At 64.5% G+C, this 12,909-nt stretch carries 15 protein-coding genes; 8 read left to right on the top strand and 7 right to left on the bottom strand.

Going from position 1 to position 12,909, the window contains the following annotated elements; translation table 11 throughout:
• Positions 1 to 353 (top strand): transposase (locus GWC77_RS13325; protein WP_173257426.1); only part of this gene is annotated, 353 nt, incomplete at its 5' end.
• On the opposite strand, the gene moaC is transcribed toward GWC77_RS13325, so the two are convergent.
• The 7 genes from moaC to GWC77_RS13290 form a co-directional block, all read right to left on the bottom strand.
• Positions 313 to 849 (bottom strand): cyclic pyranopterin monophosphate synthase MoaC, encoded by a 537-nt coding sequence (gene moaC / locus GWC77_RS13320; protein ID WP_254366937.1) that lies wholly within the window; start codon positions 847 to 849, stop codon positions 313 to 315. The genes GWC77_RS13325 and moaC overlap by 41 nt on opposite strands.
• Positions 850 to 879: 30 nt before the next feature.
• A complete protein-coding gene (locus GWC77_RS13315) occupies positions 880 to 1,482 on the bottom strand; it encodes a DUF2946 family protein (RefSeq protein ID WP_173257425.1) in 603 nt (200 codons plus the stop codon).
• Positions 1,475 to 2,524, bottom strand: a complete 1,050-nt coding sequence (locus tag GWC77_RS13310; RefSeq protein WP_173257424.1) for a YheT family hydrolase — start codon at positions 2,522 to 2,524, stop codon at positions 1,475 to 1,477. The genes GWC77_RS13315 and GWC77_RS13310 overlap by 8 nt, the downstream gene beginning before the upstream one ends.
• 54 nt (positions 2,525 to 2,578) lie before the next feature.
• The gene (locus GWC77_RS13305; protein WP_173257423.1) at positions 2,579 to 3,031 is read right to left on the bottom strand and encodes a nuclear transport factor 2 family protein; all 453 of its coding nucleotides are present in this window, start codon (positions 3,029 to 3,031) and stop codon (positions 2,579 to 2,581) included.
• 166 nt (positions 3,032 to 3,197) lie between these two features.
• Positions 3,198 to 4,232 (bottom strand): lipopolysaccharide heptosyltransferase II, encoded by a 1,035-nt coding sequence (gene waaF / locus GWC77_RS13300; protein ID WP_173257422.1) that lies wholly within the window; start codon positions 4,230 to 4,232, stop codon positions 3,198 to 3,200.
• Positions 4,233 to 4,377: 145 nt separating this feature from the next.
• Positions 4,378 to 4,572 carry a zinc-finger domain-containing protein gene (locus tag GWC77_RS13295; RefSeq protein WP_173257421.1) on the bottom strand — a complete coding sequence of 65 codons (195 nt, stop codon included), beginning with the start codon at positions 4,570 to 4,572 and terminating at the stop codon, positions 4,378 to 4,380.
• A 72-nt stretch (positions 4,573 to 4,644) separates the two neighbouring features.
• Positions 4,645 to 5,568 (bottom strand): branched-chain amino acid transaminase, encoded by a 924-nt coding sequence (locus tag GWC77_RS13290; RefSeq protein ID WP_173257419.1) that lies wholly within the window; start codon positions 5,566 to 5,568, stop codon positions 4,645 to 4,647.
• 332 nt (positions 5,569 to 5,900) lie between these two features.
• Here GWC77_RS13290 and GWC77_RS13285 point away from each other — a divergent pair, with 332 nt between their 5' ends.
• The 7 genes from GWC77_RS13285 to purE all read left to right on the top strand — a co-directional run bounded on the left by GWC77_RS13285 (position 5,901) and on the right by purE (position 12,852).
• Positions 5,901 to 6,665 carry an AzlC family ABC transporter permease gene (locus tag GWC77_RS13285; RefSeq protein WP_173257417.1) on the top strand — a complete coding sequence of 255 codons (765 nt, stop codon included), beginning with the start codon at positions 5,901 to 5,903 and terminating at the stop codon, positions 6,663 to 6,665.
• Positions 6,662 to 6,985: an AzlD domain-containing protein gene (locus tag GWC77_RS13280; protein ID WP_173257415.1), complete on the top strand. Its 324-nt coding sequence runs from the start codon at positions 6,662 to 6,664 to the stop codon at positions 6,983 to 6,985. Before GWC77_RS13285 ends, GWC77_RS13280 begins: the two co-directional genes overlap by 4 nt.
• A 162-nt stretch (positions 6,986 to 7,147) precedes the next feature.
• The gene (locus tag GWC77_RS13275) at positions 7,148 to 8,341 is read left to right on the top strand and encodes a phosphoglycerate kinase (protein WP_173257413.1); all 1,194 of its coding nucleotides are present in this window, start codon (positions 7,148 to 7,150) and stop codon (positions 8,339 to 8,341) included.
• A 149-nt stretch (positions 8,342 to 8,490) separates the two neighbouring features.
• Positions 8,491 to 9,927, top strand: a complete 1,437-nt coding sequence (gene pyk, locus GWC77_RS13270) for a pyruvate kinase (protein ID WP_173257411.1) — start codon at positions 8,491 to 8,493, stop codon at positions 9,925 to 9,927.
• A 228-nt stretch (positions 9,928 to 10,155) separates the two neighbouring features.
• Positions 10,156 to 11,220, top strand: coding sequence for a class II fructose-bisphosphate aldolase (gene fba, locus GWC77_RS13265; protein ID WP_173257409.1), 1,065 nt, complete (start codon positions 10,156 to 10,158; stop codon positions 11,218 to 11,220).
• A 152-nt stretch (positions 11,221 to 11,372) separates the two neighbouring features.
• On the top strand, positions 11,373 to 12,263 hold the full coding sequence (locus tag GWC77_RS13260) for a phosphoribosylaminoimidazolesuccinocarboxamide synthase (protein WP_173257407.1): 891 nt from the start codon (positions 11,373 to 11,375) through the stop codon (positions 12,261 to 12,263).
• A gap of 61 nt (positions 12,264 to 12,324) precedes the next feature.
• Entirely contained in the window at positions 12,325 to 12,852 is a 528-nt protein-coding gene (gene purE, locus GWC77_RS13255) for a 5-(carboxyamino)imidazole ribonucleotide mutase (protein WP_173257405.1), read from the top strand.
• Positions 12,853 to 12,909 lie beyond the last annotated feature (57 nt).

Below are 12,909 nucleotides of genomic sequence, written 5' to 3'. Positions count from 1 at the left end.
CCGCGCAGGCCGAACTCGACGCGTTTGCCGAAGGGCCTTGGGGGCAACGATTCCCGACGGTCAGCGCGGCGTGGCGCAATGCTTGGGATCGCGTCATTCCGTTCTTCGCGTTCCCGCCGGCGGTGCGTAAGGTCATTTACACAACAAATGCAATTGAAAATATCAACGCGCAGCTACGAAAGATCATCAAGACGCGAGGCCACTTCCCGACCGATGATGCCGCCACGAAACTCATCTGGCTTGCCCTGCGCAACATCACGGCCGGGTGGAGTCGTTCCGCTCACGATTGGAAGCAGGCCATGAACCAATTCGCTATCCTTTACGCCGATCGATTCGTTCGGCCATCCGTGTAAATCTCAACCCCGCCTTGAACACGGAAATTCTGACACTCCCCGACTTCCCGCCATGCTTTTCCATTACCTTCACATCGGTGATGACCATCCCCCGATCCACCGCCTTGCACATGTCATAAACGGTCAATAACCCGACCTGCACGGCGGTCAACGCTTCCATTTCCACTCCGGTGCGCCCGAGCGTCTCCACCTGCGCCGTGCAATGCACCCCAGGCAGCGCCTCGTCGAGCGCAAACTCGACGGCCACGCGTGTCAGCGCGAGCGGATGGCAAAGCGGAATCAGGTCCGCTGTCCGCTTCGCTCCCTGGATCGCCGCAATCCGCGCAACGCCGAGCACATCGCCTTTTTTCGCACCGCCCTCGCGAATCAGTGCGAGCGTGGCCGGCAACATCCTGATCGAGCCGCGCGCCACGGCAATGCGTTTGGTCTCGTCCTTGCCCGCTACATCGACCATATGCGCCTGGCCCGACGCATCGAAATGAGTGAGTTCTGCCATGTGAGGTTCCTTCGAAGGGCACCTATCTTATCAGCCGCGCTTGGCCGCCTTCGTTGCCGGGCTGGCCACGAAGCCGAAGCGCTCCGGCACGACGCTGCGCGCAATCCTACCGATCGACAGCGTTCGGGCTGCGCCCCAGGGCAAACGGCCGCCGCTCTCGTCATCGAACGTCGCTAAATCGCTGAAGAGGTCGAGATCGTGATCGTGCAGAAGTGCGGCGCGCGGGGGCTTGGTGTCATCGACGAAAAGCACGGCGCCTTCATCGTCGATGAACACTTCAGCGGGTTCGAATGCCGTGCCCGTATGAGCGGTCAACGTGGGCGCCGGCATGCAGGAAGCATCCCCGCCCTCCGGCGCGCGCGCGAGCCGCACGACCCAAGGCGTATAAGCGAGTTCGACATAAACCCGTTGCGGGCCGTTCTGGAAAAACCACTGCCCGCTTTCGTCGCATTCGTAGTTGCGGTTGATGAAGCCGATCAGTGCCTCGTGACGCACCGGTGTGCCCAGCTCGCCGCGCGCCTGGGCGCCTTCGTCGCGCATGCGCCACTGTCCGCGCCGATCCAGCAGCAGCCAGCCGGTACAGGCCGGCACGTTCGGCCACTTCGCCAGAGCGGCTTTGACGATCTCATCCATGCGTCGCAAACGGTTCGAAAAAGGAAAACAGCCGGCGCGGCAGCCAGTCGATCTGGCCCGGGAACGGCCCGGTCATGAAACCGACGTGTCCGCCCGCCTCCGGCTGCTCGAGGACGACGGCGGGCGAGACCTGCGCGCGAGTCGGCAAAACGGTGCCCGGCAGGAACGGATCGTTGCGGGCGTTCAGCACGAGCGTCGGCACCACGATTTCTCGCAGCAGGGGAAGCGTGGTCGCGCGCGTCCAATAGTCATCGGCATTTCGGAAGCCATGCAACGGGGCCGTCACGGCGTTGTCGTAGTCGTACATCGTCCGGCTCGCCAACATGGCGTCGCGATCGAAGAGCCCCGGGTACTGCTCGAGCTTGAGCAGACCCTTTTTCTTGAGCGTCTTGAGAAAGCTCATCGTATAGACGAGCGCGAAGCCCTGCGATAACGCACGGCCCCCCGCATGCACGTCGAGCGGGGCGGAAATGGCGGCCGCGGCGGCAAGGAAAGACGCATCGGTGCCGCGCTCGCCGAGCCAGCGCAACAGCACGTTGCCACCCAGCGAGACGCCCGCGGCCAGCAGCGGCCCCGCGTGCTCGTTGTGCAAACGCCGCAAAATCCAGTCGACCTCCGCGCTATCGGCCAAATGATAGAACCGCGGCGCCAGATTGAGCGGCCCGCTGCAACTGCGAAAATGCGGCACGACGGCGTGCCATCCGAATGCACGCGCAGTCGCCATCGAAACTCGCGCATAGTGCGAATCGGAACTGCCCTCGAGGCCGTGAAAGAGCACGAGAAGCGGGGCATCCGGCGGCGGTGCGCACGCGGTCCCTGGATAGGCGAGCCAGTCGAGATCGATGAAGTCGCCGTCGGGCGTATCCCATCGTTCGCGCCGATAATCGACGGCCGGACGCCGGGCGAAGAGGGCCGGAACGATGGTCTGGGCGTGGCTCGTCGGCAACCAAGGGGGCGGGCAGTAGAGCAGTTCGAGGAGAGCGTTGCCGGTCGCCCCGTTCGATGACGGGATCGAAGTTGCCTTGTCGTGCGCCGTACTCATTTCCGTCCCCAAAAACCGCCGCCCTCGATGAAGGCGGTCGGAGCGCCATCTTTCTTAGTGCAGCGCCCCCTGTCCCTGTCTTACCTTCGCCGCGAACTCGTTGGCCGTCTCGTCCGGCATCGGGCTCGCATGAATATGCGCGATACGCCATTCGCCACGCTCGTGCACCAGCACGTAAGTCGCGTAGACCATGCGGGGCGCGGCAAGCGGCTCGCGCGCCCGATGCGCCTCGGCCACCGCATAGACGACCGTGCCGAGGCTGTCGTAGACGCGCACGTCGAGCGGTTCGATCGCCGACGCCAGCGTCCCGGTTCCAGCCAGCTGCGCGAGCCCCGCGCGAATGCTGTCGATACCGTGCCAGTGCGCACCGCTCGAATCGATGAAGCTCGCGAAGTCCTCGTCGATCCATAAGCTCATGACGGCATCGATATCGCTATCGGCGATCGCCTGGTAGTAGGCGTGGAGCGTGTCCGCTGCGGCTTCGAAGAGTCGGGCAAAACGTGGCATCTGATAGCTCGTCGATGTCGTTCGCGCGCGCGGCGCGTCGTTTGGCTGGCAGTGCGACGCGCGCTGCCCGAAAGGGCTGCGCGCTACTTCTGCACCGGTGTCAGGCTTGCTCAGCGCGGCGCTCACGCAACTATGAACGCACGAAGCTTCGTCGTGCGTCAGTGCGTCACCGCTCGCCGAGCAGCATTCCGCGCAAGTCGCCGAACACTTGTTCGGGAGACAGCTCGCGCAGGCATCGCAAGTGGCCGAGCGGGCATTCGCGCGCAAAGCAGGGACTGCACTCGAGATGCAGCCATTGTACCTTCGCTAATTCCGATAACGGCGGTGTGTGGCGCGGATCACTCGATCCGAACAGCGCGACGAGCGGGCGCTTGAGCGCCGCGGCGACATGCATCAGGCCAGAATCGTTGCAGACGACGGCACCGGCGCGCGAGATCAGCGCGCAAGCCTCGCCGAGCGACGTCTGTCCGCACAGATTGCGCACCTGCGGAGCGCGCTCGGCGATGGCGCGCGCGATCGGCGCATCCTTCATGGACCCCAGTGCGACGATCTGGGTATAAGGGAACGATTGCCCGATCATCTGCGCGAGTGCGGCGAAATGCTCGGTCGGCCAGCGCTTCGCGCCGCCATATTCGGCGCCGGGGCAAAACGCAACGAGCGGCACCCGCGTATCGAGATTGAAGCGCGACGAGACGCGCGACGCCTCGTTCAGATCCGATTCGAGCCGCGGCATCGGCAGATTCCCGGCCAGATCGGGAACGTTCGCGCCCGGCGCATAGGCGAGCGCGGCATAGTGCGCCGCCATCGGACCGCGTTCGTCGCGGCGCGGGTTGGCGTGACGGACATTGAGGAGTCCGTAGCGATGCTCGCCCGTATAGCCGATCCGCAATGGAATGCCGGCCAGCCAGGGGATCAGCGCCGATTTGAACGAATTGGGCAGGACATAGGCCGCGTCGTATCCGGCATCGCGCAAATCGCCGGCCAACTGCCAGCGCTTGAACAGCTGGAGCTTGCCGTGTCCGAGGTCGGTTGCGTGGACATCGCGGATTTCGGGCATGCGCTCGAGAACGGGCGCGACCCAGGAAGGGGCGATCGCGTCGATGACGAGGCGCGGGTGCAGTTGCATCAGCCGCGTGAAAAGCGGCTGCGCCATCAATGCGTCACCGATCCAATTCGGTGCGATAACCAACGCGCGACGCATCAGTAGGGGGTTCCAAGAGCGTGAAAAAGCGGCAATGCCGCACGAATGAGCTGAAGGCGAGCGGCGGGGCGGGCCGCCGTACCGGCGCCAGGCGCTGGCGCGGCACCCGCGCATGCGGGCTCGATGCGAGCCCGCGCAGAATCGATCAATGCCCTTTGAGGACTTCCCCGTCGCGCAGCTTGTAGCGCGTGCCGCAGTACGGGCAGCGCGCTTCGCCGTGCGACACGTCGATGAAAACGCGCGGATGCGCGCTCCAGCGCGCCATCGCCGGGTTCGGGCAGTACGCGGGCAGATCCTTGGCCGAGAGCTCGACCAGCGGCATTTCCTTGATTACGCTCATATGAGGACGGTTTTCGTTATGCGATGTGCGTTTGGCGCCTGCCGCGGCTGGCGAGCCGAGGCAGGGCATACATCAGATTTTCGTGAGCCACTGCGCGTATTTGGCATTCTTGCCGGCGACGATGTCGAAGAACGCGGACTGCAGCTTTTCCGTGATGGGCCCGCGCGAGCCGGTCCCGATCGTGCGGTTGTCGAGCTCGCGGATCGGCGTCACTTCGGCCGCGGTACCGGTGAAGAACGCTTCGTCGGCCGTATAGACCTCGTCGCGCGTGATCCGTTTTTCGATGATTTCGATGCCGGCTTCGCGCGCGAGGGTGATGATCGTGTCGCGTGTGATTCCGTCCAGGCACGACGAGAGATCGGGCGTGTAGAGCTTGCCGTTGTTCACGAGGAAGAAGTTCTCGCCCGAGCCTTCCGAAACATAACCGTCGACGTCGAGCAGCAGTGCCTCGTCGTAGCCGTCCGCCGTGGCTTCCTGGTTCGCGAGAATCGAGTTCACATACCAGCCCGAGGCCTTGGCGCGGACCATGGAAACATTCACATGGTGGCGCGTGAACGAGGAAGTCTTCACGCGGATGCCCTTGGCGATGCCCTCCTCGCCCAAGTATGCGCCCCACGGCCATGCCGCGATCGCGACGTGGATGGTATTGCCGCGCGCCGAGACGCCGAGCTTTTCCGAGCCGACCCAGACGATGGGCCGCACGTAGGCCGATTCGAGCCCGTTGGCGCGCACGACCTCGCATTGCGCGGCCGAGATTGTCTCGCGGTCGAACGGCACATCCATCTGGAAAATCTTGGCCGAATTGAAGAGGCGCTTCGTATGCTCCTTCAGCCGGAAAATCGCGGTGCTGCCGTCGGCGGTCTTGTATGCGCGCACGCCCTCGAAAACGCCCATTCCGTAGTGCAGCGTATGAGTGAGGACGTGGATCGTCGCGTCGCGCCACTCGATCAGCTTGCCGTCCATCCAGATTTTGCCGTCGCGGTCGGCCATTGACATACGAATCTCCTAGCGGCCCTTGAGCGGGCTTTTTGCGATAAGGGCGCTATTTTAGCGTTTTTTTCGGCGCGGCTCTAAGCCAGTTTTCCGCGGCGCGCGCCAGAAATCGCGCGGCAGCCGGCGTCGGCACCCGGCATTGGTGCCCGTTTGCCCCGGGGATTCGATACTGCGAACTGTTATGGCCGAGCCGAGGGGCAGCGTATCGGTCAATTTGGCGCCGCCCCTCTATAATCGAGCGCTTGCCCCATTTCGCGGGACCGCCGGTGCGCCGATGCACCCCACCGCGCCTCGCACACTGATTGCCGCCCGCCGCCGGGTGGCGCATTGCCGACATGTTCGCTCGCTTCTCGCCCACCGACCGCGCCGCTTTTCGAGATGGCTTGCGCGACTATTCTCCGTTTCTGATGGCGATTTGCTCGTGGGGGCTCGTGACGGGCGTCGCGATGAGCAAGTCGGTACTGACCGTGCCGCAGGCGATCGTGATGTCGGTCCTCGTTTATGCCGGTTCGTCGCAGCTCGCCGTGCTGCCGCTCATCGCGGCGAAACTCCCGATCTGGACAGTGCTGCTCACGGCGACCATGGTGAACCTGCGGTTTCTGATCTTTAGCGCGGGTCTCGTTCCCCATTTCTCGTATCTTTCGTTCGGGCGGCGGCTCGCGCTCGGGTATTTCAATGGCGACGTCGTTTATCTGCTGTTTCAGAAAAAAGCGTTTGCCAACGGCTATGTACCGGGCAAGGAAGCCTATTTCTGGGGTATGGCGGCCTCGAGCTGGGTGTCTTGGCAGATTTCGTCGATCGCCGGCATCGTGCTGGCGAGCTTCGTGCCCGATGACTGGGGGCTCGGCCTTGCCGGCACACTCGCGCTCGTGCCGCTCATCGTGTCCGCCGTCTCGAACCGCTCGATGGCGGCCGCTGTCGCGGTTGCCGCCATCGTCGCGGTTGCCACGGCCGACCTGCCGTATCGGCTCGGCTTGCCGCTCGCGGTGCTGGCCGCGCTCGGGGCGGGCAGCGTGGCGGAGTTTCTCGTCGAGCGCGCCGATGCGCGCACGGCCCGCACGACCCGCGCGGCCGCGCCACGCAAGGAGCGCGTGCGATGAGCACGTTCCAGATCTGGCTCATCGTCGCGGGCATGACGCTCGTGACGGCGGCCACACGCGCTTTCTTTCTGCTCGGCGGCGAGCGCGGTGTGCTGCCCGAGCGCTTGCAGCGCGCGCTGCGCTACGCTCCGGCCGCCGCGCTCGTCGCGGTAGTCGTACCCGAAGTCCTCGAAACGCCGCATGGCGTTTCGCTCGCGCTGTCGAATCAGCCGCTTTACGGCACGCTGGCGGGGCTGGCCTGGTTTCTCTGGCGTCGCAGCATGCTTGGCACCATCGTCGTCGGCATGCTCGTCTTCACGGTGCTGCGGCTCGTGGCATAGCGGTTCCACCCGCGAACACGGCGCCAAAATTCGGCGAATTCGATTTCGGGGCGGGTCGATCGGCTAAAATGCACGTTTGCCGCGTCGCGCGCGCCAGGGATATCGGCCGCGCGCACGTTTCGCAATGCCCGCCCGCAACCCACTTCGCAAGCGAATATCCCCATGAGCCAAGTATTGCGTCTTACCGATCTGATCGCGAACGGCAAGCTGTCCGGCAAACGCGTGTTCATCCGCGCCGATCTCAACGTGCCGCAGGACGAGCACGGCAACATCACCGAGGACACCCGCGTGCGCGCATCGGTGCCGGCCATCCGGGCCGCGCTCGAGGCCGGCGCCGCCGTGATGGTCACCTCGCACCTCGGGCGCCCCACCGAAGGCGAGCTCAAGCCGGAGGATTCGCTCGCGCCCGTCGCGAAGCGCCTCTCCGAGCTGCTGGGCCGCGACGTCCCGCTCGTCGCCAACTGGGTCGAGAACGGCGTGAACGTCGCGCCGGGTCAGCTCGTGCTGCTCGAGAACTGCCGCGTGAACAAGGGCGAGAAGAAGAATTCGGACGAGCTCGCGCAAAAGATGGCGAAGCTTTGCGACATTTACGTCAACGATGCGTTCGGCACTGCCCACCGCGCCGAGGCGACGACGCACGGTATCGCGAAGTACGCGCCGATCGCATGCGCGGGCCCGCTGCTTGCGGCGGAACTCGATGCGCTCGGCAAGGCGCTGGGCAACCCGAAACGGCCGCTCGTAGCGATCGTGGCCGGCTCGAAGGTGTCGACGAAGCTGACGATCCTGAAATCGCTCGCCGAAAAGGTCGATCAGTTGATCGTCGGCGGCGGCATCGCGAACACATTCATGCTGGCGGCAGGGCTGCCGATCGGCAAGTCGCTCGCCGAACCGGATCTCGTCGAAGAAGCGAAGGCGATCATCGAAGCGGCGCGTGCGCGCGGCGCTTCCGTGCCGATTCCGAGCGACGTCGTCACGGCGAAGGAGTTCGCGGCGACGGCCGCTGCCACGACGAAGCCCGTCGCGCAGATCGAGGCCGACGACATGATTCTCGACATCGGTCCGCAAACGGCTCGCGCGCTCGCTTCGCAGCTTGCCAATGCGGGCACGATCGTCTGGAACGGTCCGGTCGGCGTATTCGAGTTCGACCAGTTCGGCAACGGCACGAAGACGCTCGCCGAGGCGATCGCGCATTCGTCGGCGTTTTCGATCGCGGGCGGTGGCGATACGCTGGCTGCCATCGCGAAGTACGGCATTCACGACAAGGTGAGCTACATCTCGACGGGCGGCGGCGCTTTCCTCGAATTCCTCGAGGGCAAGACGCTGCCGGCGGTCGAGGTACTCGAGTCGCGCGCCTGACAGGGCGCGTCGTCGGGAATCGGATTTTGACAAAGCGACGCCGGTTCGAGCCGGCGCGCGACCCAGCGCCCACGCCGATACGCGTGGCGCAGACGTATAGCGCCAACTCGCAGCGATCAACCAACGACTCAACTCAGACGAGGAGTTACATGCATCGCGCCACCAAGATTGTCGCCACTATCGGCCCGGCATCGAGTTCGCCGGAAGTCCTTCTGCAGATGATGCAGGCTGGTCTCGACGTGGTGCGCCTGAACTTTTCGCACGGCACGGCGGACGACCATCGCGAGCGCGCCGAGCACGTGCGCGAAGCGGCCCGCAAGACGGGGCGGGAAGTCGCCATCATGGCCGATCTGCAGGGTCCGAAGATCCGCGTCGGCAAATTCGAAAACGGCAAGGTGCAGCTCACGGCCGGCAGCCCGTTCATCCTCGATGCGAATTGCGAACTCGGCAACGAGGAGCGCGTCGGGCTCGATTACCGCGATCTGCCGCGCGACCTGAAAGCGGGCGATGTGCTGCTGCTGAACGACGGCTTGATCGTCCTGACGGTGTCGCGTGTCGTCGGCGAAGAGATTCACACCATCGTCAAGGTGGGCGGCGAGCTCTCGAACAACAAGGGCATCAACCGCCAGGGCGGCGGCCTTACCGCGCCCGCGCTGACGGCGAAGGACATGGAAGACATTCGCACGGCGATGGCGATCGGCGTCGAGTACATCGCGGTGTCGTTCCCGAAGAACGCGACGGACATGGAAATGGCCCGCCAGCTCGCGAACATCGCCGGCATGCCGTACGGCATCAAGCCGAAGATGATCGCGAAGATCGAGCGCGCTGAAGCGATTCCGGCACTGCAGGGCATTCTCGACGCGTCGGACGGCATCATGGTCGCGCGCGGCGATCTGGCCGTCGAAGTGGGCAACGCGGCGGTACCGGCCTTGCAAAAGCGCATGATTCGCATGGCTCGGGAGTCGAACAAGCTCGTGATCACGGCCACGCAGATGATGGAGTCGATGATCTATGCGCCCGTGCCGACCCGCGCGGAAGTGTCCGACGTCGCCAATGCCGTGCTGGATGGGACCGATGCCGTGATGCTGTCGGCCGAAACGGCCGCCGGCAAGTATCCGGTGCAGACGATCGAGGCGATGGCGGCGATTTGCATCGAAGCCGAAAAATCCGAGCACGTCGAGCTCGATCGCGACTTTCTCGATCGGACGTTTACGCGCATCGACCAGTCGATCGCCATGGGGGCCCTGTTCACGGCCTACCATCTCGGCGCGAAGGCGATCGTCGCGCTGACCGAATCGGGCGCGACGGCCTTGTGGCTCTCGCGTCATTGGACCCATGTACCGATCTTCGCGTTGACGTCGCGTGTGGCGAGCGAGCGCGCGATGGCGTTGTTTCGCAACGTGACGCCGTTGGCCATCGAGCCGAACAGCGACCGCGACCAGGCGCTCAAGCAGGCCGTGGAGGTCGTGGTGTCGAAGGGCTTCGCTTCGCGCGGCGACATGATCGTGCTGACGGTGGGCGAGCCGATGGGGCAGGCGGGCGGGACGAATACGCTCAAGATCGTGCGTGTCGGCGACCCGGCGTAGCGCCTGGCCGCATGCGCCGAATGCGGGCGGCGGCAGCGCGGATTACGTGCCGCTGGCCGCTTTGTTCGGGGCGCCGCCCGGGCTCGCGCGACCGCCAGTCGTTCGTGGTGGCCGGACACAATCCGGCTCAAAACTACGGGACCCGACCTGCTTCGCGATAAAATCGCGCACATTCGCACAATAAGTGCCGCTACGAGCACCCGGTTTTCATCTCAAGGAGTACTCAGCATGCCTCTCGTATCAATGCGTCAACTGCTGGACCATGCAGCCGAGCATGGCTACGGCCTGCCCGCGTTCAACGTGAACAACCTGGAGCAGGTCCAGGCCATCATGGCGGCGGCGGACGAGGTCGGGGCGCCGGTCATCATGCAGGCCTCGGCCGGTGCACGCAAATACGCCGGCGAGCCGTTTTTGCGCCATCTGATCGAAGCCGCCATCGAATCGTACCCGCACATTCCCATCGTCATGCATCAGGACCATGGGCAATCGCCGGCCGTCTGCATGGCCGCGATCCGCAGCGGTTTCACGAGCGTCATGATGGACGGCTCGCTGCAGGCCGACGGCAAGACCGTCGCCTCGTACGAGTACAACGTCGAGGTGTCGCGCAAGGTCGTCGAAATGGCGCATGCCATCGGCGTGACGGTCGAGGCGGAACTCGGCGTGCTCGGATCGCTCGAAACGATGAAGGGCGACAAGGAAGACGGCCACGGCGCCGAAGGCACGATGACGCGCGAGCAGTTGCTGACCGATGTCGAGCAGGCTGCCGATTTCGTGAAGCAAACGCAATGCGACGCATTGGCCATCGCCATCGGTACCTCGCACGGCGCTTACAAGTTCACGAAGAAGCCGACCGGCGATATCCTCGCGATCGATCGCATCAAGGAGATCCACGCGCGCATTCCGAACACGCACCTCGTGATGCACGGCTCGTCGTCGGTGCCGCAGGAGCTGCTCGCGGAGATTCGCGAATTCGGCGGCGACATGAAGGAAACCTACGGCGTGCCCGTCGAAGAGATCCAGGAAGGCATCAAGCACGGCGTGCGCAAGGTCAATATCGATACTGACCTGCGCCTTGCGATCACCGGCGCGATCCGCCGCTATCTGTTCGAGAACCCGGGCAAGTTCGATCCGCGCGACTACCTGAAACCGGCCCGCGAGGCCGCGAAGAAGATCTGCGTGGATCGCTATCGCGCGTTCGGCTGCGAGGGGCAGGCAGCGAAGATCAAGCCGCTGCCGCTCGAGAAGATCGCCGAGCGGTACAAGTCCGGCGAGCTGGCGCAAGTCGTGCGCTGAGCCGCACGGTAGTCTCGACGCCTCGCCGTTCCCGCTGCATCGATGGGAACGGCGTTTGCATTTTGTTCGAGTCGCGCTTTTTCATGCTGTTCGGCGGGACGCTGGACGCTGTATTGACCTGTATTCCTATTGACGACTGACGGTCCACGACGATGTCTACCCTCTACGAATCCACGCTTCGCTCGCTGCCCCTTCTGGGCCGTGGGAAGGTCCGCGACAACTATGCGGTCGGCGCCGATCGCCTGCTCATCGTCACGACCGATCGCCTGTCGGCGTTCGACGTCGTGTTGGGCGAGCCGATTCCCGATAAGGGGCGCGTGCTGAACCAGATGGCCAACTTCTGGTTCGAGCGTCTCGCGCACATCGTGCCGAATCATCTGACCGGTGTCGCACCCGAAAGCGTGGTCGCGCCCGAGGAGGTGGAGCAGGTGAAGGGGCGTGCGATCGTGGTGAAGCGTCTCGAGCCGATTCTCGTCGAGGCCGTCGTGCGCGGCTATCTGGCCGGCAGCGGCTGGAAGGATTATCAGGCGACGGGCTCGGTGTGCGGCGTCGCGCTCCCGGCGGGCCTGTCCAATGCGCAGAAGCTGCCCGAGCCGATCTTCACGCCGGCGGCCAAAGCCGAGCTCGGGCATCATGACGAAAACATCACGTTCGACGAGATGGAACGGCGCATCGGCACCGAGCTCTCGGCGACGATCCGCGACATTTCGATCAAGCTCTACCAGGAAGCATCGGAGTACGCGGCGACGCGCGGCATCATCATCGCCGATACGAAGTTCGAATTCGGGCTCGACAACCACGGCAAGCTTTACTTGATGGACGAGGCGCTCACGGCCGATTCGTCGCGCTTCTGGCCGGCCGATCAGTACCAGGTGGGCAGCAATCCGCCGTCGTTCGACAAGCAGTTCGTGCGCGACTGGCTCGAGACGCAGCCCTGGAACAAGACGGCGCCGGCACCGAAGCTGCCGGGCGATGTGGTCGCGAAGACGAGCGAGAAGTACCGCGAAGCGCTCGAGCGTCTGACGGGGCAAAAGCTCGCGTAAGCGCCGTGCCGCATTTGAACGACATGTGATTGATTGGACGCAAGCGAAGGAACCGCGCACGATGAGCGAAGCAGTCAAGACCGATCCCACCCATACGCATGCGGCACCGCTCGTCGGCGTCGTGATGGGCTCGAGCTCCGATTGGGAGGTGATGAAACACGCCGTCTCGATTTTGCAGGAGTTCGGCGTACCGTACGAGGCGCGCGTCGTCTCGGCGCACCGCATGCCCGATGAAATGTTCGCCTACGCGGAAGCGGCCCGCGCGCGCGGCTTGCGCGCGATCATCGCCGGCGCGGGTGGCGCGGCGCATCTGCCGGGCATGCTCGCCGCGAAGACGACGGTGCCCGTGCTCGGTGTGCCCGTGGCGAGCCGGTATCTGAAGGGGGTCGATTCGCTGCATTCGATCGTGCAGATGCCCAAGGGCGTACCGGTGGCGACGTTCGCGATCGGAGAGGCCGGCGCGGCCAATGCGGCGCTGTTTGCGGTGGCAGTGTTGGCTGGTACGTCGGACGACTACGCGAAGCGTTTAGCGGCATTTCGCGATCGCCAGAACGAAGCGGCCCGCGCGATGGTGCTGCCCCCGCTTTGAGAAGATCGATCGATATAGCCAGAGGCCGATGCCCGCGCTTGCGCGTGAGATCACACC

Source organism: Paraburkholderia sp. NMBU_R16 (genome assembly GCF_013282575.1).
Taxonomy (GTDB): domain Bacteria; phylum Pseudomonadota; class Gammaproteobacteria; order Burkholderiales; family Burkholderiaceae; genus Trinickia.
Note: the sequence above shows the minus strand (reverse complement) of the source record. Positions and strands in the feature narration are given on the sequence as shown.

Coding starts and splice junctions, on each gene's coding strand:
- moaC (WP_254366937.1), bottom strand. CDS start 849: ATGGCAGAACTCACTCATTTCGATGCGTCGGGCCAGGCGCATATGGTC.
- GWC77_RS13315 (WP_173257425.1), bottom strand. CDS start 1,482: ATGGATGAGATCGTCAAAGCCGCTCTGGCGAAGTGGCCGAACGTGCCG.
- GWC77_RS13310 (WP_173257424.1), bottom strand. CDS start 2,524: ATGAGTACGGCGCACGACAAGGCAACTTCGATCCCGTCATCGAACGGG.
- GWC77_RS13305 (WP_173257423.1), bottom strand. CDS start 3,031: ATGCCACGTTTTGCCCGACTCTTCGAAGCCGCAGCGGACACGCTCCAC.
- waaF (WP_173257422.1), bottom strand. CDS start 4,232: ATGCGTCGCGCGTTGGTTATCGCACCGAATTGGATCGGTGACGCATTG.
- GWC77_RS13295 (WP_173257421.1), bottom strand. CDS start 4,572: ATGAGCGTAATCAAGGAAATGCCGCTGGTCGAGCTCTCGGCCAAGGAT.
- GWC77_RS13290 (WP_173257419.1), bottom strand. CDS start 5,568: ATGTCAATGGCCGACCGCGACGGCAAAATCTGGATGGACGGCAAGCTG.
- GWC77_RS13285 (WP_173257417.1), top strand. CDS start 5,901: ATGTTCGCTCGCTTCTCGCCCACCGACCGCGCCGCTTTTCGAGATGGC.
- GWC77_RS13280 (WP_173257415.1), top strand. CDS start 6,662: ATGAGCACGTTCCAGATCTGGCTCATCGTCGCGGGCATGACGCTCGTG.
- GWC77_RS13275 (WP_173257413.1), top strand. CDS start 7,148: ATGAGCCAAGTATTGCGTCTTACCGATCTGATCGCGAACGGCAAGCTG.
- pyk (WP_173257411.1), top strand. CDS start 8,491: ATGCATCGCGCCACCAAGATTGTCGCCACTATCGGCCCGGCATCGAGT.
- fba (WP_173257409.1), top strand. CDS start 10,156: ATGCCTCTCGTATCAATGCGTCAACTGCTGGACCATGCAGCCGAGCAT.
- GWC77_RS13260 (WP_173257407.1), top strand. CDS start 11,373: ATGTCTACCCTCTACGAATCCACGCTTCGCTCGCTGCCCCTTCTGGGC.
- purE (WP_173257405.1), top strand. CDS start 12,325: ATGAGCGAAGCAGTCAAGACCGATCCCACCCATACGCATGCGGCACCG.